Consider the following 23217-nt stretch of genomic DNA (forward strand, 5'->3'; position numbering starts at 1 on the left):
CTTCTCTGACACCGTTTGTACTATTCTCATGACTGACTCGCTCAGTCATCAAGCTGGCTGCCAAGGCAACTCCTTGCGTCACCGCGCCTGACTAGACTGGCTCCTCAATCCAGAAAAATAATAAGAACGCGAACCAAGGAGGTTGTTGCCGTGAGCCTAACCCCTGTTCTATCGCCACAGAATGTCAAAGACCAGGTCAGCGCTGCCGAATGGCAGACCCGCGTCGACCTCGCGGCCTGCTATCGCCTGGTGGCGCTACATGGCTGGGATGACCTGATCTTCACGCATATTTCCGCCAAGGTGCCGGGCACCGACGATTTCCTGATCAACCCTTATGGCTTGATGTTTCATGAGATAACGGCGTCGAGCCTGGTCAAGGTTGATCAGGCCGGCAACAAGCTGATGGACAGCCCTTACGAGATCAACCCCGCCGGCTACACCATCCACAGTGCCATCCATGAAGTGCGCCACGACGTGGTCTGTGTGCTGCACACCCACACCGCCGCGGGCGTTGCGGTGTCGGCGCAGAAGCAGGGCGTGCTGCCGATCAGCCAGCAATCCACCTTTGTGTTGTCCAGCCTGGCCTATCACGCCTATGAAGGCGTGGCGCTCAACCCTGAAGAAAAAGCCCGCTTACAGGCGGACCTGGGCGGCAACAATTTCCTCATGCTGCACAACCACGGTCTGTTGACCTGCGCTGGTTCGATCGCCGACACGTTTTTAATGATGTTCACCTTCCAGCGCGCTTGCGACATCCAGGTGCTGGCGCAAAACGGCGGCGCCGAATTAATTGCCATTGAGCCGCAGATTCTGGCGGGTGCCAAGGCGATGGTGGCGGTTGTCACAAAGAGCGCGCAAGGTATGGGTGGTGCACTGGCGTGGCCGGCGCTGTTGCGTAAATTGGACCTGCAAGATCCCGGGTATAAAAGCTGATGCCACTCGCCGAGATACCGCTCAGAGCCTGGCGCAAACGTGGCCAGGAATTTCTCTTCCGTGGCCACATGATCCGTTACTGGGTGGCGGGGCAGGGCGAGCCGTTGCTATTGATTCATGGCTTTCCCACCGCCAGTTGGGACTGGCACTACCTGTGGCAGCCCCTGGCCCAGCGTAACTTGGTGATCGCCTGCGACATGCTCGGGTTTGGCGATTCGGCCAAGCCGCTGAACCACGATTACTGCCTGCTGGAGCAGGCCGACCTGCAACAGGCGCTGCTCGAACACCTGCGTGTGGAGCGGCCGGTGCATGTGTTGGCCCATGACTATGGCGACAGCGTGGCCCAGGAATTACTGGCGCGCCATTACGACGGCCGCTTCCTGATGGCCAGCTGCGTGTTCCTCAATGGTGGGCTGTTTCCCGAGACCCATCGCCCGGCATTGGTGCAGAAACTCTTGCTCAGCCCACTCGGCTGGATGATCGGCCGTGCCTTTGGGCGCAACGCTTTGTCGAACAGTTTCAGCCAGATTTTCGGCCCGAACACGCGGCCCAGTGAAAGTGCACTGGATGACTTCTGGAGCTTGATCAACTGCAATGACGGCCCGCGTATCCTGCATAAGTTGATTGCCTACATTCCCCAGCGCCGCCGTCTGCGTGAACGCTGGGTGGCGGCGATGCAACGCAATGAAGTGCCGCTGCGGGTAATCGATGGAGAAGTCGATCCCATTTCCGGTGCGCATATGGTGGAGCGTTATCGCCAGTTGGTGCCCAATGCCGACTCGGTATTACTGACCAATATCGGCCACTACCCGCAGATCGAAGCGCCGGTGCTGGTGCTCAAGCATTATTTGGCGTTTCGCGAACGTATCGGTCAGCCGGCGCCGCGAGTGGCCTACTCCTGAGGCCAATCCCGGGCTGCTGCGCAGCCCAGCGGGAGCAAGCTCCCTCGCCACAACAGCCGGTTGATCATCGCGCTGTCTTATTGAGCACCATTCAGCCTCGGCCGTGTTTATTGTGACCAAAGGCTGCGTGCGTGACACTCAACCCATTGCCAATGTCGCCAACGGAGTTCGGTATGAGTGAGTCAGTGCAGTTCCAGGATAAGGTCGTGATCGTCACCGGTGCCGGCGGCGGGCTGGGCCGTGCCCATGCGCTGCTGTTTGCCAGGCACGGGGCCAAAGTGCTGGTCAACGACCTCGGCGGCTCGACCCAGGGCGAAGGCGCGAATGCCTCGGCCGCCGACCGTGTAGTGGCGGAGATTCGCGAGGCGGGCGGTACTGCCGAGGCCAACCATGACTCCGTAACCGAGGGGGACAAGATCGTCCAGCACGCTCTCGACGTGTTCGGCCGTGTCGACGTGGTGGTCAACAACGCCGGCATCCTGCGCGACAAGACCTTCCACAAAATGGACGACAGTGACTGGGACCTGGTGTACCGCGTGCATGTCGAAGGTGCCTACAAAGTTACCCGCGCCGCCTGGCCGCACATGCGCGAGCAGGGTTATGGCCGCGTGATCTTTACCGCGTCCACCTCGGGCATCTATGGCAACTTCGGCCAGTCCAACTACGGCATGGCCAAGCTGGGCCTCTACGGTTTGACCCGCACCCTGGCGCTGGAAGGGCGCAAGAACAACATCCTGGTCAATGCCATCGCCCCCACCGGCGGCACGCGCATGACCGAAGGCCTGATCCCGCCACAGGTGTTCGAACGCCTCAAGCCGGAACTGGTCAGCCCGTTGGTGGTGTACCTGGGCAGCGAGGCGTGCCAGGACACCTCGGGCTTGTTTGAAGTCGGCGGCGGCTGGATCGGCAAAACCCGCTGGGAGCGCAGCCTGGGCGTGGGGTTTGACCCTGAGGCCGGGTTCTCACCCGACGATGTGGCGGCGCACTGGGCGCAGATCTGCGACTTCGAAGGCGCTGCGCACCCCAAGGACAACATCGAAGCGTTGAAAGAGATGATGGCCAATTTGCAGAAGTTCAGCCTCTGATCGTTGCTTGAACACAGTTGAATAAAACGGGGCGCTAAAGGCGCCCCGTTTTATTTTGGGTATAAAAAAGGCCGCTGCAAACGCAGCGGCCGAAGTAAGACGTTGGATCAAGGAGCGACAAATCAACGTCAGTGAACAGCGGTAATAGATTGAAACATTAGGCCAATCTATTGGAATCAGACTTTTCCTGGATTTACCCAAGCGGGCCATCTGCCCTGAAAGTGCGTTAAGAATAGTCGGTTGTAACAAAATGAGTAATAGCAGTTCAGGACAAGGACTGTTGCAATTTCTGTAATGATCGCCAGCGCGCTATCCATCCTCCTGATAATCCGCCATCTGCCTAATCCATGGTGGCGCCCAAACCGCGGCCAGAGCGCCTGTTCATCCTTTCGAGCGACACCACGAATACCCCTTTGGTGCGCTTATCGCTCCCGAGGGGCGGCAGTAGGGTGGGGCCTTCTGTCACTCACCGGGGAAGACGCATGACAAAAACAACAATGCGCGCCATCTTCACGCCACAGGCGCTGGCCACGGCGGTTGCGCTGGGTTTCTGCGCCCAGGCGCAGGCTGTTTCATTCAACATCGGCGAGATCGAAGGGCAATTCGATTCCTCGCTGTCGGTCGGCGCCAGTTGGGGCATGCGCGATGCTGACAAGAAGCTGGTGGGCATTCCCAACGGCGGCACGGGGCAGGCGTCCACCGGTGATGACGGGCGGCTGAACTTCAAGAAGGGTGAGACCTTCTCCAAGATCTTCAAGGGCATTCACGACCTGGAGCTTAAGTACGGCGACAGCGGCATCTTTGTGCGCGGCAAGTACTGGTATGACTTCGAACTGCAGGACGAAAACCGCGAGTTCAAGCAAATCAGCAACAACCACCGTGACGAAGGTGCGCGCTCGTCCGGCTACGAGCTGCTGGATGCTTTTGTGTATCACAACTACTCCATCGGCGATTTGCCGGGCGCCGTGCGGGTCGGCAAACAGGTGGTGAGCTGGGGCGAAAGCACCTTTATCGGTAACTCGATCAACAGCATCAACCCCATCGACGTCTCGGCGTTCCGCCGCCCAGGCGCCGAGATCAAGGAAGGCCTGATCCCGGTCAACATGCTGTTCGCGTCCCAAAGCCTGACTAACCAGCTGTCGGTGGAAGGTTTTTACCAACTCAACTGGGAAAACACCGTGGTGGATAACTGCGGCACCTTCTTCGGTAACGACGTGGTGGCCCACGGCTGCAACGGCAACTACACGGTCGGCAGCCCGGCGATTGCGCCGTTGCAACCGGTGGCCGCAGCCTTTGGCCAGGGCTTCCAGGTGACACGTGAAGGCGTGGTAGTGCAGCGCGCCAACGACCGCGAAGCGCGCGATGGCGGCCAGTTCGGTGCGGCCTTGCGCTGGCTGGGCGATGACACCGAGTACGGCCTCTACTTCATGAACTACCACAGCCGCACGCCAACGGTGGGCACGATTACCGCCAACACCAACCTGGCCACCATCGGCCGCATCGTCAGCACTGCCAACGCCATCGCGCCCGGCAGTGGTTCGGGCCTGGCCCAGAGCACCATGCTCGGGCGTGGCCAGTATTACCTCGATTACCCGGAAGACATCCGCCTTTACGGCGCGAGTTTCTCCACCACCTTGCCCACCGGCACGGCCTGGACCGGCGAAATCAGCTATCGGCCGAATGCGCCGGTGCAACTCAACACCACCGACTTGACCCTGGCGCTGGTCAACCCGATTGCCGGCCAAACCGCCTCGCCGATCCGCAGTTCGTTCGGCTCGGACAACTCAGGTTACCGCCGCAAGGAAATCACTCAGATCCAGAGCACCATGACCCAATTCTTCGACCAGGTGCTGGGTGCCGAACGCCTGACGCTGGTGGGCGAGGCGGCCTATGTGCACGTCGGCGGGCTGGAAGCCAAGACCAAACTGCGTTATGGCCGCGATTCGGTGTATGGCGCCTATGGTTTCGGCGGCGACACCGACGGCTTCGTCACCGCGAACTCCTGGGGTTACCGCGCCCGCGCGATCCTCGACTACAACAACGTGTTCGCCGGGGTGAACCTCAAGCCCAACCTGTCCTGGTCCCATGACGTCAGCGGCTACGGCCCCAACGGCATTTTCAACGAAGGCGCCAAGGCGATCAGCGTCGGCGTGGATGCGGACTACCGCAACACCTACACCGCGAGCCTGAGCTACACCGACTTTTTCGGCGGTGACTACAACACCCTCACCGACCGCGACTTTATCGCCCTCAGCTTCGGCGTGAACTTCTGACTTGGTTTAAGGAAGGACAACAACCTATGCGTAAGCTATTTGCAGTGATGGCCCTGAGTGTACTGGCCGCCCACGTCATGGCCGCCGTCTCGCCCGAAGAGGCCGCCAAGCTCGGCACCACCCTGACGCCGGTCGGCGCCGAAAAAGCCGGCAACGCCGACGGTTCGATCCCGGCCTGGACCGGCGGCATCCCGAAAAACGCTGGCGCGGTGGACAGCAAAGGCTTTCTGGCCGACCCGTTCGCCAATGAAAAACCGCTGTTCGTGATCACTGCCGCCACGGTCGACAAGTACAAAGACAAGCTCTCCGACGGCCAGGTGGCGATGTTCAAGCGTTACCCCGAGACCTACAAGATCCCGGTGTACCCGACCCATCGCACGGTCAACCTGCCGCCGGATATCTACGAGTCGATCAAGCGCAGCGCGCTGAACGTGCACGCGATTAACGACGGTAATGGCCTGGAAAACTTCACCGGCAACCGTTACTACGCGTTCCCGATCCCGAAAAATGGCGTGGAAGTGTTGTGGAACCACATCACCCGTTATCACGGCGGTAACCTCAAGCGCATCATCACCCAAGCCACCCCGCAAACGAATGGCAGCTACACGCCGATTCGCTTCGAAGAAGAAGTGGCGGTGCCGCAAGCCATCCCGGACATCGACCAGGCCAAGGCGGCCAACGTGCTGAGCTTCTTCAAGCAATCGGTCACGGCGCCCGCACGCCTGGCGGGCAACGTGCTGCTGGTGCATGAAACCCTCGACCAGGTGAAGGAGCCGCGTCTGGCCTGGATCTACAATGCCGGCCAACGCCGCGTGCGCCGTGCACCGCAAGTCTCGTATGACGGCCCGGGCACCGCCTCCGATGGCCTGCGCACCACCGACAACTTCGACATGTTCTCCGGCGCGCCTGACCGCTACGACTGGAAACTGGTCGGCAAAAAAGAGATGTACATCCCCTACAACAGCTACAAGCTCGATTCGCCGACCCTCAAGTACGACGACATCATCAAGGCCGGGCACATCAACCAGGACCTCACCCGCTACGAGCTGCACCGCGTGTGGGAAGTGGTCGGCACCGTCAAGCCAAGCGAGCGGCACATCTACGCCAAGCGCCACATGTACATCGACGAAGACAGCTGGCAGGTCGCGCTGGTGGACCACTACGACGGGCGAGGCCAACTGTGGCGCGTTGCTGAAGGCCATGCGCAGTTCTATTACGACCACCAAGTGCCGGCCTACACCGTGGAAACCCTGTACGACATCATTGCCGGGCGCTACATCGCGCTCGGCATGAAGAATGAGGAAAAGCGCAGTTTCGTGTTCGGCTTCGCGGCCAAGGCGGCGGATTACACGCCAGCAGCGCTGCGGTCCGAGGGCGTTCGCTGACTCAGATATAAAATATGGGAGCGAGCTTGTGTGGGAGCTGGCTTACCTGCGATAGCATCACCTCGGTATGCCTGTTAGACCGAGGTGTCTGCATCGCAGGCAAGCCAGCTCCCACACAAGCCAGCTCCCACAGTTGTCTGCATTCTGCCTTTAATTAATGCCCTTCAATCACCCCGCTGAATACTTCTTCAACAACCGCCAACCACAGGACTAGGGTGGCGTCAGGTTGCATAACAATAAAAACGCAGGATGCAGCAATGACCGCCATGACCCGCTGCCTGGACCGTCCTGGATTCATGCCACGGCTGTCCGCCCATCACCTGTTACGCCCGCAATTGACCGAGCCGTTGCTCGCAGCAACCGTGAGGGTCAAGTTGCTGTGCGCGCCGGGTGGCAGTGGCAAAAGCGCGTTACTGGCCGAGTGTGCCTTGCAGGCGCCCAAGGGTTGCCAGGTCTATTGGCTGCCACTCAATGGCGCGGCTTTGAGCCCCGATGAGTTGTGCCAACGCTTGGCGCACAACCTGGGGCTGGCGTTTGTCGATGAAGCTACCTTGTTGCTTGACCTCAGCCGCTGGCAGCCCACGGCGTGGTTGTTCCTGGATGATTACTGCCGCCTGCCCGCGCCCGAGCTGGATGCTTTGCTCGACCGCCTGCTCAGTGTCGCCAGCCCGGCGCTGACCTGGTGGCTGGGCGCGCGGCGGCGACCGGCATGCAACTGGCCGCGGTTGTTGCTCGACGATGAACTGTTGGTGTGCAGCGAGCTGAACTTCAGCCCGGCGCAAGTCCAGCAACTGCTCGGCGGCGGGCAAAGCTTCGACAGCGTGATGCAGTTCAGCGGCGGTTGGTGCGCTGGTGTACGCATTGCCTTGCTCGGTGATGGTCACCCGGACAAAACCTTGCTCGACTACCTGCAACACGAACTGCTGCGCACCTTGCCGGTCGAGTTAGCTGAGGCCTGGCGGGTATTGGCGCACCTGCCGCGCTTCAACCCGGGCCTGTGTGAGCACCTGTTCGGCGCTGGCGACGGCGCCGACTACCTGCGGGAGTTGCAGGCATTGGGCGCCTTTATCCAGCCCTGGGAAGACACCACCGATTGGCTGCAGGTCTTTGCGCCGCTCGCACGCTTGCTGCGCGATGAGCCCTGGCCGGCCAAGCGCGCCTGGCATCGGCGTGCCTGCCAATGGTTTACCGCCGAGTGCGATTGGCAAGCCGCATTTGAACAGGCCTTGCTGGCCGAAGCGTTTGAGATGGCGGTGAGCCTGTTGCAACACTTCAGTTTTGAAGACTTGTTCCGTCAGCAGAATGCGCAGCTGTTGCTGCGTCTGCATGAGCAACATGGCGATGAATTGATGCTTGGCTCCGCGCAACTGGTGGGGCTGGTGACGGCCGCATTGTTGTTCGCCGGGCGATTTGAGCAAGCCGGTGTGTGCATCGACCAGCTTGCCCGGTTTGCCCCACAGCCGACGGCGGCGAAACAGCGGCATTTACTGGCGCGCTGGCAGGCGCAATGGGGCTGGTTGTTGCACCTCAATGGGGATGCCGAGCGCTCCCGCGAGCATTTTCTGGAGGCTTTGCAAGCGTTGCCCGACAGCGCCTGGACTTCCCGGCTGATGTGCCTTTCGGGCCTGACCCAGCAAGCCTTGCTGCGCGGCGAGCTGGACGTGGGCCAAGCCTTGAACCGCGAAGCGCTGTGCCTGGCGCGTGCCCATGGTTCATTGGTGCTGGAAGCGCTGCTGGAACTGGATCATGCGCAATTGCTGGAGCAACGCGGTGCACCGTATCGGGCGCAAAGCCTGCTGGAAAATGTGCAGGCGATGCTGGCGCGCCAGCGCCTCAAGGCGGGGCCACTGGTAGGGCGTATCGCCCTGCGGCGCGGGCATCTGGCGTTGCGCCAAGGCCAGGACGCGCTCGCCGGTGAATGTTTCGAGAGCGGTTTGAGCCTGTGCCTGCACAGTCAGGACAAGCGCGTGCTCTATGGGTTTCTCGGCCTGGCGTTGCTGGCGGCCAACCATGGCGATTACGCCCAGGCGTTTGCCCAGCTGCGCGAAGCGGAGCGCTTGATGCAGCAACGCCATGTGCCGGACTCGGTATACCGCGCGGTGCTGCTGTTGGTCAGTGGGCACTTCTGGTTGCAACAGGGCCGTGCCGAACTGACCGTGGAAGCAGTGCGCCGGGTGCTGCGCCACTTCCGTGGGCCACAGGCCCGGCAAGCACCGCCGGCTACGCTGGAACTGATTCCACGGCTGGAGTACCTGCTGGTGCTGGCCGAAGTGAAGCTGGGTGTGGCCGTTCAGCCCATGGAGCGCCTGTATGCCTTGCTCGACACCACCCAGCAACGCGGCATGCTTTGCCTGGAAACCGAACTGCATTTGGTGTTGGGCGAAGTGGCCTGGCAGTTGGGCGACTCAGCCGTGGCCCGGCGCGCCTTGCAAACCGGGTTGGAACTGGCGCAGCGCTGCCAGGTGCAGCAGGCGATTCGCGAGCTGCGTTTGCGTGCTCCGGGGCTATTGAGTGAGCTGGGCCTGGAAACTCCTGCGGCGCCCAGCGGCGTGGTGGAAAACCCGCTGAGCCAACGCGAACTGGAAGTGCTGCAGCTGATCGCCCAAGGCAACTCCAATCTGGAAATCGCCGACCGGCTGTTTATCTCGCTGCACACCGTCAAGACTCACGCGCGGCGTATCCACAGCAAGCTCGGCGTGGAGCGACGCACCCAAGCGGTGGCCAAGGCCAAGACATTGGGCTTGATGGTCTAGGCGCAGAACGCCTGGCGGTATTCCCCGGGCGTGGCGCCCATGGCCTGGCGAAAACGGCGGGTAAAGTGGCTGGCGCTGGAGAAGCCACACCGCCACGCAATCTCGCCAAGGGGCAGGGCGCCGCCACGCAACAGGGCTTGCGCACGCGCCAGGCGACGTGCCAACAGGTACTGGTGGGGCGGCAGGCCGAAGCTTTGGCGGAACATTCGCGCAAAATGGTATTCCGACAGCGCGCACAGGCCGGCCAGTTGCCCGAGGCTGATCGGGTCTTCCAGGTGGTGGTCGATAAACTCCACCAACAGCCGCCGCTGATGCGCCGCCAACCCGCCCTTCAAACGCAGGCCATCGCGTGCGCCGACTTGGCTGAGCAAGGTGTGGCTGAGCATTTCATGGGCCAGACTGCTGGTCAGCAGGCGCTCGGCGGGCTCCTGCCAGTTGAGGGCGATCAGTTGGTGAAAGCGTTGGGCCTGGCTGGCGTCTTCGAGGAAGGTGCTTTCGCGCAGTTGCAGTTCCCGCGGTTCGCGATCGAGCAACGTGACGCAGCCGAGGGCAAATTGCTCGGGACTGAAATACACGTGGGCCAGGCGGATCTCACCGTTGATCACCCAGGCCGACTGGTGCTCGGCGGGCAGTATGCAGAGTTTATCCGGGCCGCCCTTGGTGCCAGGCTGATCGCGCCGAAACGTGCCGGTGCCGCCGCCGATGTAGCAGGACAAGGTGTGATGGGTCGGCGCCTGGTAGTCCTGCGAGTCGTGATGGTTGCTCCACAAGGCCGCAGACAAGCCGTCACCGAGCTCGGCGCAGGCTTCCAGGCGTGCGTTGGGCGAGCGGTTAAGGGCTTGAAAGACTTGCAGGGATTCCAGATCTGGCATGGTTGTGCTCTCCGACGCCTTGCATCCTACTCCCGCAGGCGATGGCTGTGATCCCTGCGCCCGACAAAAGCGCAAGAATGTGCAAGAGCGCCGGCCGGCTGCCAAGGGACACTGTGGCTCAATCGACGGAGCCCGCTATGAACCTTTTCCTGTATTTACTCACCGTGCTGATCTGGGGCACCACCTGGATCGCCCTCAAATGGCAATTGGGCGTCGTGGCGATTCCCGTGTCGATCGTCTACCGCTTCGGCCTGGCGGCGCTGGTGCTGTTTGCGCTGTTGCTGCTCAGCCGCAAGTTGCAGGTGATGAACCGGCGCGGGCATTTGATCTGCCTGGCGCAGGGGCTGTGCCTGTTCTGCGTCAACTTCATGTGCTTCCTGACCGCCAGCCAATGGATCCCGAGCGGTCTGGTGGCAGTCGTGTTTTCTACCGCCACGTTGTGGAACGCCCTCAATGCCCGGGTGTTTTTTGGCCAGCGCGTAGCACGTAACGTGTTGATGGGCGGCGCGCTGGGGTTGCTGGGGCTAGGCTTTCTATTCTGGCCGGAACTGGCAGGGCATACCGCCAGCCCGCAGACCTTGCTCGGCCTGGGGTTGGCATTGTTGGGGACGATGTGTTTCTCGGCGGGCAATATGCTCTCGAGCCTGCAACAGAAGGCCGGGCTCAAGCCGCTGACCACCAACGCGTGGGGCATGGCCTATGGCGCTTTGATGCTGGCGACTTACTGTGCGGTGCGCGGCATTCCCTTCGACATGGACTGGAGTGCGCGGTATATCGGCGCTTTGTGGTACCTGGTGATTCCGGGGTCGGTGATCGGCTTTACCGCCTACCTCACCCTGGTTGGGCGCATGGGGCCGGAGCGGGCGGCGTATTGCACGGTGCTGTTCCCGGTGGTGGCGCTGAACGTGTCGGCGTTTGCCGAGGGTTATCAGTGGACGGCCCCGGCGCTGATGGGGCTGGTGTTGGTGATGTTGGGGAATGTGTTGGTGTTCAGAAAGCCTCGGTCGGTTCACCCAATCTTAAAGGCGAAGGCAATCTAATGTGGGAGCTGGCTTGCCTGCGATGGCGGTGGATCAGTCAAAGTTGAGTTAGCTGACCCACCGCCATCGCAGGCAAGCCAGCTCCCACAGTTGACCGAGTTGCCTGGGCTATTTGAGGCCCAGGCGCTTGGCCATGCGGCCGAGGTTGGCGCGGTCCAGGCCGAGTTCGCGGGCGGCGCTGGCCCAGTTGTGCTGATGGCGTTCCAGGCAAGCGCTGATGATTTGGCGCTGGTAGTGCTCGGTGGCCTGGCGCAGGTCGCCGGTCGCGGCCAGCGGCGCTTGCAGCGGTGCTTCGATAGCCGGCGCGCTGACGTCCGGCAGGTCCAGGTCCTGGGCGCTCAGGCTCAGAATCTTCGGCCGCTCGCGGCAGTTACCCAGGGCTTTGAGCGCGCTGCGCCCGATCAAATGTTCCAGCTCCCGCACATTGCCCGGCCAGTTGTAGGCCAGCAGCGCGGCCTGGGCGTCGCTGGTCAGGCGCAGGCTGCCCAGGCCCATGCGCGAACGGTTCTGCTCCAGGAAGTACCCCGCCAGCAGCAACACATCCCGCCCGCGCTCACGTAGCGCCGGCACTTGCAGCGGGTACACGCTCAGGCGGTGGTAGAAGTCGGCGCGGTAGCGGCCATTGCGCACTTCTTCGGCGAGGTCGCGGTTGGTGGCGGCAATCAGGCGTACATCCACCTGGTGTTCCTTGTCCGAACCCAAGCGCTGCAACTGGCCGCTTTGCAGCACGCGCAGTAATTTGGCCTGTACGATCAGCGACAACTCGCCCACTTCATCCAGGAATAGGGTGCCGCCATTGGCCAGCTCGAACTTGCCACGGCGTTCATTCAACGCGCCGGTAAAGGCGCCGCGCACGTGGCCGAACAGTTCGCTTTCCACCAGGGTTTCCGGGAGCGCGGCGCAGTTGAGGCTGATCATCGGCTTGTCCGCACGCGGGGACGCGGCGTGGATGGCTTGGGCGACCAGCTCCTTGCCGACCCCGGTTTCGCCGGTAATCAGCACGGTCAGGTCGCTGCCGCCCACCAGCTTGATCTCCTCGACCAGACGCTTGTGCGCCTTGCTCTGGCCGATCATTTCCTTGTGCTGTTGGCCGCTGGCCTGGCGGTAGATCTCGGCGCGCTGATGTTCGTCTTCGGCGCGTAATGCCAGGCGCTCAATGCGCTCGGCGACATTGACCGTGGCCGCCGCCAGGCTGGCAAAGGCTTGCAAAGCATCCAGCTCAACGCGTTCGAAACGCTCGGTGTCCAGCGCGTCGAGGGTCAGCAGGCCCCAGGGCTGGTCGTCGATAAACAGCGGGCAACCCATGCAGTCGTGCACTTCCAGGTGCCCGTGCAGGCCGTCGACCAAGCCGTCGTAGGGGTCGGGCAGTTCGCTGTCGCTGTCAAACCGGGTAGGGTCAGCGCTGCTCAGCAACACTTCAAAGCGCGGGTGTTCGCTGACCTTGAAGCGACGGCCAAGGGTATCGGCGCTCAAACCATCCACAGCCAGCGGCACCAGCCACTCACCGTCCAGGCGTAACAACGCGGCGGCATCGCACGGCAACAGTGCGCGCATGGCTTGCAACAGGCGTCGATAGCGCTCGCCCTCGGGCAGTTCGCGGGACAGGTCGGCGACCAGGGGCAGCAGGGTGGTGAGCAGCGATTGTGCAGTCATAATGACTCCTTGTAGTCCTTGTGACTATAAGGTGTAGGGAGTCATACTGACTACATTATATTTAACTTATTGAATTATAACGATTAATTAGTTGGCACGAATGCTGAGTAGGTAAAGGTAATCAGTAAAGAGACCCAGGAGTCTGCCATGCTTAGTGCCCAAGACCGTGCCATCGTCAAATCCACTGTGCCCCTGCTGGAGAGCGGCGGCGAAGCGCTGATCACGCATTTTTACCGCATGATGCTCAGCGAATACCCAGAAGTTCGCCCGCTGTTCAACCAGGCCCACCAGGCCAGCGGTGACCAGCCCCGTGCGCTGGCCAATGGCGTGCTGATGTATGCGCGGCACATCGATCAGCTGGACCAACTGGGTGACCTGGTGGCCAAGATCATCAACAAGCATGTGGCCTTGCAGATCCTGCCGGAACACTACCCGATTGTGGGCGCCTGCCTGCTGCGCGCCATCTCTGAAGTGCTCGGCAGCGAGATCGCCACGCCTGAGGTGATGAATGCCTGGGGCGCGGCCTACGGCCAGTTGGCCGACATCCTGATTGGCGCCGAAGCGGCCATCTACGATGAAAAAGCCCAGGCGCCGGGCGGCTGGCGCGGTACGCGGCCATTCCTGTTGGTCAAGCGTGTGGAGGAGAGCGACGAGATCATCTCCTTCTACTTTGCCCCTGTGGACAACGGCCCGATCCTGCAAGCCGCGCCGGGCCAGTACATCGGCATGAAGCTGGTGCTGGACGGCGAAGAAGTGCGCCGCAACTATTCCCTGTCGGCCCTGAGCGATGCGGGCCTGTACCGCATCAGCGTCAAACGCGAGGCCGGTGGGCGGGTGTCCAACTACCTGCATGACCAGATGCATGTCGGTGCAACCATCGACCTGTTCCCGCCATCGGGTGAGTTCACGCTGGCGGCCAGCGATAAACCGCTGGTGCTGATCAGCGGCGGGGTAGGCATTACCCCTACATTGCCCATGCTTGAAGCGGCCCTGGCAACCGAGCGCCCGGTGCACTTTATCCACTGCGCCCGCAACGGCGGCGTGCATGCGTTCCGTGATTGGGTCGATGCCCTGGCGGCCAGGCACCCGCAGCTCAAACGCTTTTACTGCTATGCCGAGGACGACGGCGTGAGCCCTGCGGCGGACAAGGTGGGGCTGTTGAGCCAGGAGCAATTGGCGGCGTGGTTACCCGAGGAACGTGACCTGGATGCGTACTTCCTGGGGCCTAAAGGCTTTATGGCGGCGATCAAACGCCATCTGAAGGCGTTGGGTGTGCCGGAGCAGCAGGCGCGCTACGAGTTCTTCGGCCCGGCGGCGGCGCTGGAATAAGTACATCTACCCTCGCCACAAGAAGCCCGGCTCCCACATTGGAATGCGATTCCCTGTGGGAGCCGGGCTTGCCCGCGATGGCGTCCGCTCAGCCACAACATTTATCCCGATTAATCCGCAGTTAACCCCTCTCTGTTTTAACCATGCTCTGTGTGTAAACTTGCCGGCATTGGCACAACGACAAAGGGAAAACGGGGATGAGTGACGAATTGCGTTTAGGCAGGGAGCGGCGCTTTCTGGTGTTGCTGGGCATCATCTGCCTGGCGCTGATTGGCGGTGCGCTGTATATGCAAGTGGTGTTGGGCGAGGCGCCGTGCCCGCTGTGTATCCTGCAGCGTTACGCTTTGCTGTTGATTGCGATCTTTGCCTTCATCGGCGCCGCCATGCGCCGCAAAGGTGCGGTCACTGTGTTTGAAGGGCTGGTAGTCCTCAGTGCCGTGGGCGGCGTCGCAGTCGCAGGCCACCACGTCTACACCCAGTTCTTCCCGGAGGTCAGTTGCGGCGTCGATGTGCTGCAGCCGATTGTCGATGAACTGCCACTGGCCAAGGTGTTTCCATTGGGCTTCCAGGTCGACGGCTTCTGCAGCACGCCGTACCCGCCCATCCTTGGCTTGTCCCTGGCGCAATGGGCGCTGGTGGCGTTCGTGCTGACGGTGATTCTGGTGCCGCTGGGCATCTATCGCAATCGCCAACGCCAGGCCTGAGTCTGCTCGCCAAAACGCCCCGGTCTTCCTTGAAGGAAGTCCGGGGCGTTTTTGGTTGTAGGGATTTGTGAAAGGGCCGTGACGAGGGGCAACAATAGGTGCGCGCAGCGTGCGACATGTTGTCACACGGACGTTGCCGCAGGACGTTTCTGACCCATCAAACCGCCGCCTGAATTTGCACCCGATGGCTAAATTGTGCTGTCAGTTCATCGTTTGGGCGATGCCGCGAATGTCACGCCGTGCGAGCCATTGGGTGATGTCCGAATGCCTTGTTTTATGGGGGCTTGGATCCGTTTTGCAAGCCCTTACAAGGTGTAAGGGAAGTGGCGTTGTGCCCAATAACACGGCAATTTTTGTGGTTTTTGTTGGGAATCGAACACGATAAGATCGCGAACCTTTGCAGGATTAGTGAAGGATTGTTGCTGTAATCGATAAAAATTATTTCTTTATAAGACATGGTTTATACATCGCTAGCTAACTACAATCGCCCGCACTGAATGTCCGGTGCTGTTCAATATTTGAGCACTGGAGCGGTCGAGGGGCAGATGGACGGCTCTGTGCGACCCCAAGGTTCCGGCAGCCTTTCAACTATCCGCACCAAATGGAATTGGTCTGTAACAAGGCCTTTAACCACGAAATCGAATAAGAACTCACCGCAGGTCCGTGAAACGTACAGTTATGGCGTGACGGGCAGGCTCTTATTCAATCGAAGAGAAATGCCAACCCTTGGCAGGGTGAAGTGTTGGCGATCAAAACCCAACTGCATTGCGCAAGCTGCTTTAGAGGTCGTGAGATGAGTAAAAACAGGTACCCCCGATTACTAGGCTTTTTGCCGCTGATTGGCATGCTGTTAATGCTGGGAGGCTGCAAGTGGACCTTGATGGACCCAAAAGGACAGATCGGTCTGGATCAACGAAACCTGATCATCACCGCTACCCTGCTGATGCTGCTGGTCGTGGTCCCTGTGATCATCATGACCTTCGCCTTCGCCTGGAAATACCGCGCGTCGAACACCAGCGCTACCTACGCGCCTAAGTGGTCGCACTCCACCAAGATCGAAATCGCCGTGTGGCTGGTGCCGGTCCTCATCATCATCGCCCTGGGTTACATCACCTATAAGTCGACCCACGAGCTGGACCCTTACCGTCCGCTGGAATCCAACGTCAAGCCGATCAATATCGAAGTGGTCGCGCTGGACTGGAAGTGGCTGTTCATCTACCCGGACCTGGGTATCGCCACGGTCAACGAGATCCAGTTCCCGGAGAACACTCCGCTTAATTTCCGGATCACCTCCGATGCCGTGATGAACTCGTTCTTCATCCCTGCACTGGGCGGCCAGATCTACGCGATGGCGGGCATGCAGACTCGCCTGCACCTGATCGCCAACGAAAAAGCTGAAATGGAAGGCATCTCCGCGAACTACAGCGGCGCTGGCTTCACCGGCATGAAATTCAAAGCGATCTCGACGAGCCAGGAAGACTTCAACGCCTGGGTAGCCGCAGTCAAGGCCGCACCTAAACAGCTTGATCAAGCTGAATACGACGCCCTGACCAAACCAAGCCAGAACAACCCAGTCGCTCTGTACTCCGCGTTTGAGCCGGACCTGTTTCAGAAAATCGTCGACAAGTACGAAGGTATGAAGCCAGGCAAGCCGGTCAAGCACGAGAAGAAAGAAGTGGCCGTGGTTGAAGGTTCTGACACGGGCTCGCATTCAACTGCTGGGGCAGAGGAGTAAACGATGTTTGGTAAATTAAGTTGGGATGCGGTCCCGTTCCACGAGCCGATCGTGATGGTGACCATCGCCATGATCGCGCTGGGTGGTCTGGCACTGTTTGCTGCAATCACGTATTTCAAGAAGTGGACCTACCTGTGGACCGAGTGGCTGACGTCTGTCGACCACAAGAAAATCGGTGTCATGTACGTCATCGTTGCCATGGTCATGCTGCTGCGTGGTTTTGCCGACGCCATCATGATGCGTACCCAGTTGGCCATGGCCACCGAGGGTTCGCCTGGCTACCTGCCGCCTGAACACTATGACCAGATCTTCACCGCTCACGGTGTGATCATGATCATCTTCATGGCGATGCCATTCTTCACCGGCTTGATGAACCTTGCCTTGCCGCTGCAGATCGGTGCGCGTGACGTTGCCTACCCGTTCCTGAACTCCCTGAGCTTCTGGCTGCTGGTTTCCGGCGTGGTGCTGATCAACCTGTCCCTGGGCGTCGGCGAATTCGCCAAGACCGGCTGGGTTGCGTATCCGCCGTTGTCGGGTATTCAGTACAGTCCGGGCGTGGGTGTGGACTACTACATCTGGGCACTACAGTTATCAGGACTCGGGACGACACTGACGGGGGTCAACTTCCTGGCCACCGTCCTGAAAATGCGCGCCCCTGGCATGAAACTGATGGACATGCCGATCTTCACCTGGACCTGCACCTGGGCCAACGTCCTGATCGTGGCTTCGTTCCCGATCCTGGCCGCTACCATGGCGCTGCTGTCGCTTGACCGTTACCTGGATTTCCACATTTTCACCAATGAACTTGGTGGCAATCCAATGATGTACGTGAACCTGTTCTGGGCATGGGGTCACCCTGAGGTGTACATCCTGATCCTGCCAGCGTTCGGTATCTTCTCTGAAGTGATCTCGACCTTTACCGGCAAGCGCCTGTTCGGTCACCACTCGATGGTTTATGCATCGGGCGCAATCTCTGTACTGGGCTTCATGGTGTGGCTGCACCACTTCTTCACCATGGGTTCGGGGGCCAGCGTCAACGCCTTCTTCGGCCTGGCGACGATGTTGATTTCGATCCCGACGGGGGTGAAGCTATTCAACTGGCTATTCACCATCTACCACGGCCGTCTGCGTATCACCAGCCAGGTTCTGTGGACCCTGGGCTTCATGGTGACCTTCGCCATCGGCGGCATGACCGGCGTACTGCTGGCCATTCCGGGTGCTGACTTCGTACTGCACAACAGCCTGTTCGTGATCGCGCACTTCCACAACGTGATCATCGGTGGTGCTGTATTCGGCTACATCGCAGGTTTCAGCTTCTACTTCCCGAAAGCGTTTGGCTTCAAGCTGCACGAAGGTTGGGGCAAGGCTGCATTCTGGTTCTGGATCTCGGGCTTCTTCGTCGCGTTCATGCCGCTCTACGCGCTGGGCTTCATGGGCATGACCCGTCGTCTGAACGCCACTACCAACCCTGAGTGGGTGCCGTACCTGTACGTCGCCATGTTCGGTGCGTTGATGATTGCTGCCGGTATTGCCTGCCAGCTGATCCAGTTGTACGTGAGCATCCGTGACCGTAAGCAGAACGCTTGCGACTCCGGTGACCCATGGAATGGCCACACCCTGGAATGGTCGACCTCGTCGCCACCGCCGTTCTACAACTTCGCTGTGATCCCTACTGCGAACACCATTGATGCGTTCACCGAAGCCAAGGAAGACGGTACTGCGTACCAGCGTCCTAAGCACTACGAGCCGATCCACATGCCGAACAACACCGCCACTGGCGTGGTGATGGGCGCACTGTTGACCGTGTTCGGTTTCGCGATGATCTGGCACATCTGGTGGCTGGCAATCGTGGGCCTGGTAGGCACTATCGGTTACTTCATCATTCACGCTGCCCGTGATGATCAAGGCTACATGGTGCCGGTCGAGACGATCGAACGCATCGAAGCCGAGCAGCACGCTCGCCTGGTAGCCGAGAAGAAAATCCCGGCCAACCGTGTAGAAACCTCGTTGGAACAGGCTTAAACCATGTCGAACTTAGTGACCAATGCTGGACACGCCCATGTCGATGACCATGGGCACGATGACCATCACCACGACTCGGGGCCAATGACCGTATTCGGTTTCTGGCTCTACCTGATGACCGACTGCATCTTGTTTGCGTCGATCTTCGCGGTGTACGCGGTACTGGTAAACAACGTAGCGGGTGGCCCGTCGGGCCACGACATCTTCGAACTGCCTTACGTGCTCGGCGAAACCGCCTTGCTGTTGTTCAGTTCGATCACCTACGGTTTCGCCATGTTGGCCTTCTACAAGGGCAACAAGAAAGGCGTACTGAGCTGGTTGGCACTGACCTTCCTGTTCGGCCTGGGCTTCATCGGCATGGAGATCAACGAGTTCCACCTGCTGATCTCCGAAGGCTACGGCCCGCACCGTTCCGGCTTCCTGTCCGCGTTCTTCACGCTGGTAGGCACCCACGGTCTGCACGTAACTGCCGGCCTGCTGTGGATGGCGGTGATGATGTATCAGGTCAATAAGCACGGCCTGACCAACACCAACAAGACTCGCCTGAGCTGCCTGAGCCTGTTCTGGCACTTCCTGGACGTGGTCTGGATCTGCGTATTCACCGTCGTTTACTTGATGGGGACTCTGTAATGGCTAATGCACACTCCCATGACCATGACAGCCATGATGCGAGCCACGGCAGCGTAAAGTCTTACGCTATCGGCTTCATCCTGTCGGTCATCCTGACCCTGATCCCGTTCGGCCTGGTGATGTACCCAACCTTGCCGAAGTCGATCACCTTGATGATCGTCCTGGCGTTCGCGGTGATTCAGGTTCTGGTTCACCTGGTGTACTTCCTGCACCTGGATCGCTCGAAAGAGCAGCGCGATAACGTGATTGCGTTCGTGTTCGCAGGTCTTGTGATCCTGCTGCTGGTTGGCCTGTCGATATGGATCATGTTCAGCATCCATACGTTCATGATGGCGAAGTGAGGTAAGACCCGATGTCGCTTAAGCACTTTATCCAAATCACCAAACCGGGGATCATTTTCGGTAACGTGCTTTCTGTGGCAGGCGGTTTCTTCCTGGCCTCCAAGGGGCATGTCGATCTGGCCATTTTCTTGGCTGCGATGATCGGCACGTCCCTGGTGGTAGCTTCCGGTTGTGTGTTCAACAACTGCATCGACCGTGACATCGACTTGAAGATGGAACGCACCAAGAATCGTGTGCTGGTGCAGGGCCTTATCTCCCTGAAACTGGCACTGATCTACGCGACCGTCCTGGGTGTTGCCGGTGTAGCCCTGTTGTACAAGGTGGCCAACCCGTTGGCGGCGCTGTTTGCCGTGATCGGTTTTGTTATCTACGTCGGCCTTTACAGCCTGTACCTCAAGCGCAAGTCGGTTCACGGCACGCTGGTGGGCAGTCTGTCGGGGGCGATGCCGCCGGTGATTGGTTATGTGGCTGTAACCAATAGCTTCGACATGGCTGCGCTGGTGCTGCTGGTGATGTTCAGCCTGTGGCAGATGCCGCACTCCTATGCCATCGCGATCTTCCGCTTCAATGACTACCTGGCTGCGTCGATTCCGGTTCTGCCGGTTAAACGTGGCATTCAGGTGGCCAAGAAACACATCCTGCTCTACATCCTGGCCTTCCTCGTGGCGACCTTGATGTTGACCTTCAGTGGCTATGCCGGCATGAGCTACCTCGCCGTCGCCGCCGCCATGGGCATGTACTGGTTGTACATGGCCTGGACCGGCTACAAGGCGGTGGATGACACCGTCTGGGCGCGCAAGCTGTTCGTGTTCTCGATCTTCACCATCACCGCGCTCAGCGTGATGATGTCCCTGGATTTCCAAGTGCCGAAAGAGCTGTTGCTGACCTACGCACACTGAGTCACCGAGCAACAAAAAGCCCCGCCTTCGCAAGAAGCGCGGGGCTTTTTATTGAGTGGCCTTTAAACTATTCCCACATTCTACAAATGCAGGAAGCAACGTGATGACTAAAAAAGCCGTGATGGTATTCAGTGGCGGGCAGGACTCGACCACCTGCCTGATCCAGGCGCTGGGGCAGTATGACGAAGTGCACTGCATTACCTTCGATTATGGCCAGCGCCATGTGGCCGAAGTTGAAGTCGCGCAGAAGTTGGCCAAGCAGTTGGGCGCCACCGTTCACAAAGTGATGGACGTGTCGCTGCTCAACGAGCTGGCGATCAGCAGCCTGACCCGCGACAACATTCCGGTGCCGACCGTGAACAGCTCGGGTGAAAGCCTGCCGAGTACTTTTGTGCCGGGGCGCAATATTCTGTTTCTGACCCTGGCGGCGATCTACGCCTATCAGGTCAAAGCTGAAAGCGTGATTACCGGTGTCTGCGAGACCGACTTCTCGGGTTACCCCGATTGCCGCGATGACTTTGTCAAAGCGCTGAACACGGCGCTTGAACTGGGCATGGATTACAAGCTGCGCCTGGACACGCCGTTGATGTGGCTGAACAAGGCTGAGACCTGGGCTTTGGCAGATTACCACCAGCAACTGGACCTGGTTCAGCACCAGACCCTGACTTGTTACAACGGCATCATCGGCACCGGCTGCGGTAATTGCGATGCATGCAACCTGCGGGCTCGGGGCTTGAATGAGTATTTGCAGGACAAGGCGGGTGTGATGAGCAGCCTGAAGCAGAAGTTGCAACTGAGTTAGGGATTAGGGACCGTACTCGGTCTACTGTGGGAGCTGGCTTGCCTGCGATAGCATCAACTGAATGTCACTGACATACCGAGTTGTCTGCATCGCAGGCAAGCCAGCTCCCACATTTAGAGCGCATTACATCAGGCTGCGCTACCGGTAATCCAGCGTTTGAACAACGCACGCGCGCCATAGGCCGGCAGGATATTAAAAAACGCAAAGCCGACTTTGATCGCGATCTGCACGTAGATCATGCTCAAGATGTCGCTGGTCTGCATCGCGCCATAGAACGCAATAAAGCAGAACAGGAAACTGTCGATAATCACCGCAAAGAACGTACTGAGGAAAATCCGCAGGTACAGGTATTTGGAGTTGGTCAGTTCCTTGATCTTGCACAGCAAGTAGGAGTTTATGTTCTCCGACACCAGGAACGAGACCGAGGACGCGACCAGTACCGAGGACACCTGAATGATCACATCGTTGTAAGGGCCATCGAGTTTCCAGCCGGGCAGCCCTGGCAGAAACGTCGAGCCGTAGAGCAGGATGATGATCATCGCGTTACTGGCGAACGCAAACAAAATGGCACGTCTGGCCAGCCGCAGGCCGAATTGCTCGTTGAGCAAATCCACGATCAAAAACGTCAGCGGGTACAGAAACGTGCCTGGCGTGACGATGATGCCCATCGACTCCAGGTAAATAGGCTTGGTCGCGGCAATGCTGGTGAAGATATAAAAGGTGAACAGCAACAGGTTCAGGATGATGTAGATCATCCAGGAGTTTTCGTTGCGGTCGTTTATATCGTAGGCCGTCAGCGTCCCTCCCTGTGAATAAAACTTCTTGTACATGTTCTTAACTTCCATTTTATTGAGGTTGTCCATTATTTCGCTGTTGATGACTTCACTCAGCTTCATCTTGATGACCTTGCCGGTGGCGATCACCATGATCACCGCCAGGCGCTTGTCATTCTCAAAGCCCAGCAGCTTGTATTTGCTGTTTTCGATGCCCGCTTCATACGTTGTCATTGAAGCGCTCCTCAATGATGTCGCCGATTACACACAGGCGCTCTGAGCCAGCGCAGGCTTCAAGGGTGATAAACATCTTTTGGATGGCCCGGTCGTACACCAGCTTTTCTTTGCCCAGCGTTGACGTGCCTTTTTGCACGATGAGCAAATCGCCCGGCTCGTTGATACCGGGAATGCCACGTTCCAGGCGCACACCGATCAGGTTGTAGGAAGAGCCGAAGTAGTAGGTCAGCGGATACAGGGTGGCCAACTCGCCAATGCGCTTGTCCAGGTTCTGGATCACCAGGCTTTCCTTGAGCACTGGCACGGCGGCCGGGTTCATGTTGCCCTGTGGGGAAACACTGCTCTCGATGATTTCCTTGGCTTCAAAATCGAGGGTCTCGATTTCATCGTAGGAAACACCGAAGAAGTCCGAGATCTTGCGGACAGTGGACTGCTGCACGTTGACGACCTTGCCTTCCAGGATGTTGTAGATGGTGGTCCTGGTCAGGCCGGCGGCATTCGATAGCGACAGCTGCGTCTCGCCGCGGCTTTTGATCAAGTACTTGATGTTGCTCTTCAAGTGCTCGGTTTTTTCGCGTCTGTGTATCACGTGCTCACCACTTCCTTTTAGTCGTTAACGTCCGTTGTTTGCGCAACCACAGCAGGGAGCGCCCGTTCCGGGGGCGCTTGTGGTTTTGCGGCGGCGGGAGTGTTGCATGCGTCGGCCCTAACAATAAAGTCCGGATGCGCTGCGGGCGTGCTTTTGATGGGGCTGGAGTCTGGAAAATGAACATTTGATTTGGAAAATGTTTAATTTCCTGTTTAATTGATCCTCTCGGTTCAGGACGGACCGGCACGCAACGCCCAGGA

Annotated in this window: 19 protein-coding genes; 15 read left to right on the top strand and 4 right to left on the bottom strand. The window is 59.4% G+C overall.

Features of this window, described 5'->3' with window-relative positions:
* Window positions 1-150: 150 nt before the first annotated feature.
* The 6 genes from ACQY47_RS19555 (at window position 151) to ACQY47_RS19580 (ending at window position 9331) form a co-directional block, all read left to right on the top strand.
* A complete protein-coding gene (locus tag ACQY47_RS19555; RefSeq protein WP_428551141.1) occupies window positions 151-933 on the top strand; it encodes a class II aldolase/adducin family protein in 783 nt (260 codons plus the stop codon).
* Complete coding sequence (locus ACQY47_RS19560; protein ID WP_176992546.1) at window positions 933-1835, top strand: alpha/beta fold hydrolase; 903 nt, start codon at window positions 933-935, stop codon at window positions 1833-1835. Before ACQY47_RS19555 ends, ACQY47_RS19560 begins: the two co-directional genes overlap by 1 nt.
* A gap of 173 nt (window positions 1836-2008) precedes the next feature.
* Window positions 2009-2920: an SDR family oxidoreductase gene (locus tag ACQY47_RS19565; protein WP_017135080.1), complete on the top strand. Its 912-nt coding sequence runs from the start codon at window positions 2009-2011 to the stop codon at window positions 2918-2920.
* Between the two features lie 482 nt (window positions 2921-3402).
* The gene (locus ACQY47_RS19570; protein WP_099549448.1) at window positions 3403-5193 is read left to right on the top strand and encodes a DUF1302 domain-containing protein; all 1791 of its coding nucleotides are present in this window, start codon (window positions 3403-3405) and stop codon (window positions 5191-5193) included.
* A 26-nt stretch (window positions 5194-5219) separates the two neighbouring features.
* Window positions 5220-6578, top strand: a complete 1359-nt coding sequence (locus ACQY47_RS19575) for a DUF1329 domain-containing protein (protein ID WP_017135078.1) — start codon at window positions 5220-5222, stop codon at window positions 6576-6578.
* 257 nt (window positions 6579-6835) lie between these two features.
* Window positions 6836-9331, top strand: coding sequence for a LuxR C-terminal-related transcriptional regulator (locus ACQY47_RS19580; RefSeq protein WP_428551146.1), 2496 nt, complete (start codon window positions 6836-6838; stop codon window positions 9329-9331).
* On the opposite strand, the gene ACQY47_RS19585 is transcribed toward ACQY47_RS19580, so the two are convergent.
* The gene (locus ACQY47_RS19585; RefSeq protein WP_428551149.1) at window positions 9328-10203 is read right to left on the bottom strand and encodes a helix-turn-helix domain-containing protein; all 876 of its coding nucleotides are present in this window, start codon (window positions 10201-10203) and stop codon (window positions 9328-9330) included. The two genes, ACQY47_RS19580 and ACQY47_RS19585, sit on opposite strands and share 4 nt — an antisense overlap.
* 137 nt (window positions 10204-10340) lie before the next feature.
* Here ACQY47_RS19585 and ACQY47_RS19590 point away from each other — a divergent pair, with 137 nt between their 5' ends.
* On the top strand, window positions 10341-11243 hold the full coding sequence (locus ACQY47_RS19590) for a DMT family transporter (RefSeq protein WP_186618066.1): 903 nt from the start codon (window positions 10341-10343) through the stop codon (window positions 11241-11243).
* Window positions 11244-11351: 108 nt separating this feature from the next.
* Here the strand turns inward: ACQY47_RS19590 and norR are convergent, their stop codons facing one another.
* Window positions 11352-12896: a nitric oxide reductase transcriptional regulator NorR gene (norR, locus tag ACQY47_RS19595; RefSeq protein WP_428551152.1), complete on the bottom strand. Its 1545-nt coding sequence runs from the start codon at window positions 12894-12896 to the stop codon at window positions 11352-11354.
* 147 nt (window positions 12897-13043) lie between these two features.
* Between norR and hmpA the strand changes: the two genes are divergently transcribed.
* The 8 genes from hmpA (at window position 13044) to queC (ending at window position 21358) form a co-directional block, all read left to right on the top strand.
* On the top strand, window positions 13044-14225 hold the full coding sequence (gene hmpA / locus ACQY47_RS19600; protein WP_428551155.1) for an NO-inducible flavohemoprotein: 1182 nt from the start codon (window positions 13044-13046) through the stop codon (window positions 14223-14225).
* 197 nt (window positions 14226-14422) lie between these two features.
* Window positions 14423-14929, top strand: a complete 507-nt coding sequence (locus tag ACQY47_RS19605) for a disulfide bond formation protein B (protein ID WP_017135072.1) — start codon at window positions 14423-14425, stop codon at window positions 14927-14929.
* A gap of 793 nt (window positions 14930-15722) precedes the next feature.
* Window positions 15723-16664 (top strand): ubiquinol oxidase subunit II, encoded by a 942-nt coding sequence (gene cyoA / locus ACQY47_RS19610; protein ID WP_026013527.1) that lies wholly within the window; start codon window positions 15723-15725, stop codon window positions 16662-16664.
* A 3-nt stretch (window positions 16665-16667) separates the two neighbouring features.
* Complete coding sequence (cyoB, locus tag ACQY47_RS19615) at window positions 16668-18686, top strand: cytochrome o ubiquinol oxidase subunit I (RefSeq protein ID WP_017135070.1); 2019 nt, start codon at window positions 16668-16670, stop codon at window positions 18684-18686.
* Between the two features lie 3 nt (window positions 18687-18689).
* The gene (locus tag ACQY47_RS19620; RefSeq protein ID WP_010206435.1) at window positions 18690-19316 is read left to right on the top strand and encodes a cytochrome o ubiquinol oxidase subunit III; all 627 of its coding nucleotides are present in this window, start codon (window positions 18690-18692) and stop codon (window positions 19314-19316) included.
* Window positions 19316-19657, top strand: a complete 342-nt coding sequence (cyoD, locus tag ACQY47_RS19625) for a cytochrome o ubiquinol oxidase subunit IV (protein ID WP_010206434.1) — start codon at window positions 19316-19318, stop codon at window positions 19655-19657. The genes ACQY47_RS19620 and cyoD overlap by 1 nt, the downstream gene beginning before the upstream one ends.
* A gap of 11 nt (window positions 19658-19668) precedes the next feature.
* Window positions 19669-20556, top strand: coding sequence for a heme o synthase (cyoE, locus tag ACQY47_RS19630; protein ID WP_017135069.1), 888 nt, complete (start codon window positions 19669-19671; stop codon window positions 20554-20556).
* 103 nt (window positions 20557-20659) lie between these two features.
* A complete protein-coding gene (gene queC, locus ACQY47_RS19635) occupies window positions 20660-21358 on the top strand; it encodes a 7-cyano-7-deazaguanine synthase QueC (RefSeq protein ID WP_017135068.1) in 699 nt (232 codons plus the stop codon).
* A 128-nt stretch (window positions 21359-21486) separates the two neighbouring features.
* Here queC and ACQY47_RS19640 read toward each other — a convergent pair whose 3' ends face one another.
* Together ACQY47_RS19640 and ACQY47_RS19645 are read right to left on the bottom strand one after the other, a co-directional pair.
* Window positions 21487-22365 carry a queuosine precursor transporter gene (locus ACQY47_RS19640; protein ID WP_017135067.1) on the bottom strand — a complete coding sequence of 293 codons (879 nt, stop codon included), beginning with the start codon at window positions 22363-22365 and terminating at the stop codon, window positions 21487-21489.
* Window positions 22352-22957 carry a helix-turn-helix transcriptional regulator gene (locus ACQY47_RS19645; protein WP_017135066.1) on the bottom strand — a complete coding sequence of 202 codons (606 nt, stop codon included), beginning with the start codon at window positions 22955-22957 and terminating at the stop codon, window positions 22352-22354. Before ACQY47_RS19645 ends, ACQY47_RS19640 begins: the two co-directional genes overlap by 14 nt.
* Between the last annotated feature and the right edge of the window lie 260 nt (window positions 22958-23217).

The organism is Pseudomonas edaphica, from assembly GCF_965277385.1.
GTDB lineage: Bacteria > Pseudomonadota > Gammaproteobacteria > Pseudomonadales > Pseudomonadaceae > Aquipseudomonas > Aquipseudomonas edaphica.

What these genes read in the sequence shown, in the direction of transcription:
- ACQY47_RS19560 (WP_176992546.1), top strand. Translation starts at nt 933, where the DNA reads ATGCCACTCGCCGAGATACCGCTCAGAGCCTGGCGCAAACGTGGCCAG.
- ACQY47_RS19565 (WP_017135080.1), top strand. Translation starts at nt 2,009, where the DNA reads ATGAGTGAGTCAGTGCAGTTCCAGGATAAGGTCGTGATCGTCACCGGT.
- ACQY47_RS19570 (WP_099549448.1), top strand. Translation starts at nt 3,403, where the DNA reads ATGACAAAAACAACAATGCGCGCCATCTTCACGCCACAGGCGCTGGCC.
- ACQY47_RS19575 (WP_017135078.1), top strand. Translation starts at nt 5,220, where the DNA reads ATGCGTAAGCTATTTGCAGTGATGGCCCTGAGTGTACTGGCCGCCCAC.
- ACQY47_RS19580 (WP_428551146.1), top strand. Translation starts at nt 6,836, where the DNA reads ATGACCGCCATGACCCGCTGCCTGGACCGTCCTGGATTCATGCCACGG.
- ACQY47_RS19585 (WP_428551149.1), bottom strand. Translation starts at nt 10,203, where the DNA reads ATGCCAGATCTGGAATCCCTGCAAGTCTTTCAAGCCCTTAACCGCTCG.
- ACQY47_RS19590 (WP_186618066.1), top strand. Translation starts at nt 10,341, where the DNA reads ATGAACCTTTTCCTGTATTTACTCACCGTGCTGATCTGGGGCACCACC.
- norR (WP_428551152.1), bottom strand. Translation starts at nt 12,896, where the DNA reads ATGACTGCACAATCGCTGCTCACCACCCTGCTGCCCCTGGTCGCCGAC.
- hmpA (WP_428551155.1), top strand. Translation starts at nt 13,044, where the DNA reads ATGCTTAGTGCCCAAGACCGTGCCATCGTCAAATCCACTGTGCCCCTG.
- ACQY47_RS19605 (WP_017135072.1), top strand. Translation starts at nt 14,423, where the DNA reads ATGAGTGACGAATTGCGTTTAGGCAGGGAGCGGCGCTTTCTGGTGTTG.
- cyoA (WP_026013527.1), top strand. Translation starts at nt 15,723, where the DNA reads ATGAGTAAAAACAGGTACCCCCGATTACTAGGCTTTTTGCCGCTGATT.
- cyoB (WP_017135070.1), top strand. Translation starts at nt 16,668, where the DNA reads ATGTTTGGTAAATTAAGTTGGGATGCGGTCCCGTTCCACGAGCCGATC.
- ACQY47_RS19620 (WP_010206435.1), top strand. Translation starts at nt 18,690, where the DNA reads ATGTCGAACTTAGTGACCAATGCTGGACACGCCCATGTCGATGACCAT.
- cyoD (WP_010206434.1), top strand. Translation starts at nt 19,316, where the DNA reads ATGGCTAATGCACACTCCCATGACCATGACAGCCATGATGCGAGCCAC.
- cyoE (WP_017135069.1), top strand. Translation starts at nt 19,669, where the DNA reads ATGTCGCTTAAGCACTTTATCCAAATCACCAAACCGGGGATCATTTTC.
- queC (WP_017135068.1), top strand. Translation starts at nt 20,660, where the DNA reads ATGACTAAAAAAGCCGTGATGGTATTCAGTGGCGGGCAGGACTCGACC.
- ACQY47_RS19640 (WP_017135067.1), bottom strand. Translation starts at nt 22,365, where the DNA reads ATGACAACGTATGAAGCGGGCATCGAAAACAGCAAATACAAGCTGCTG.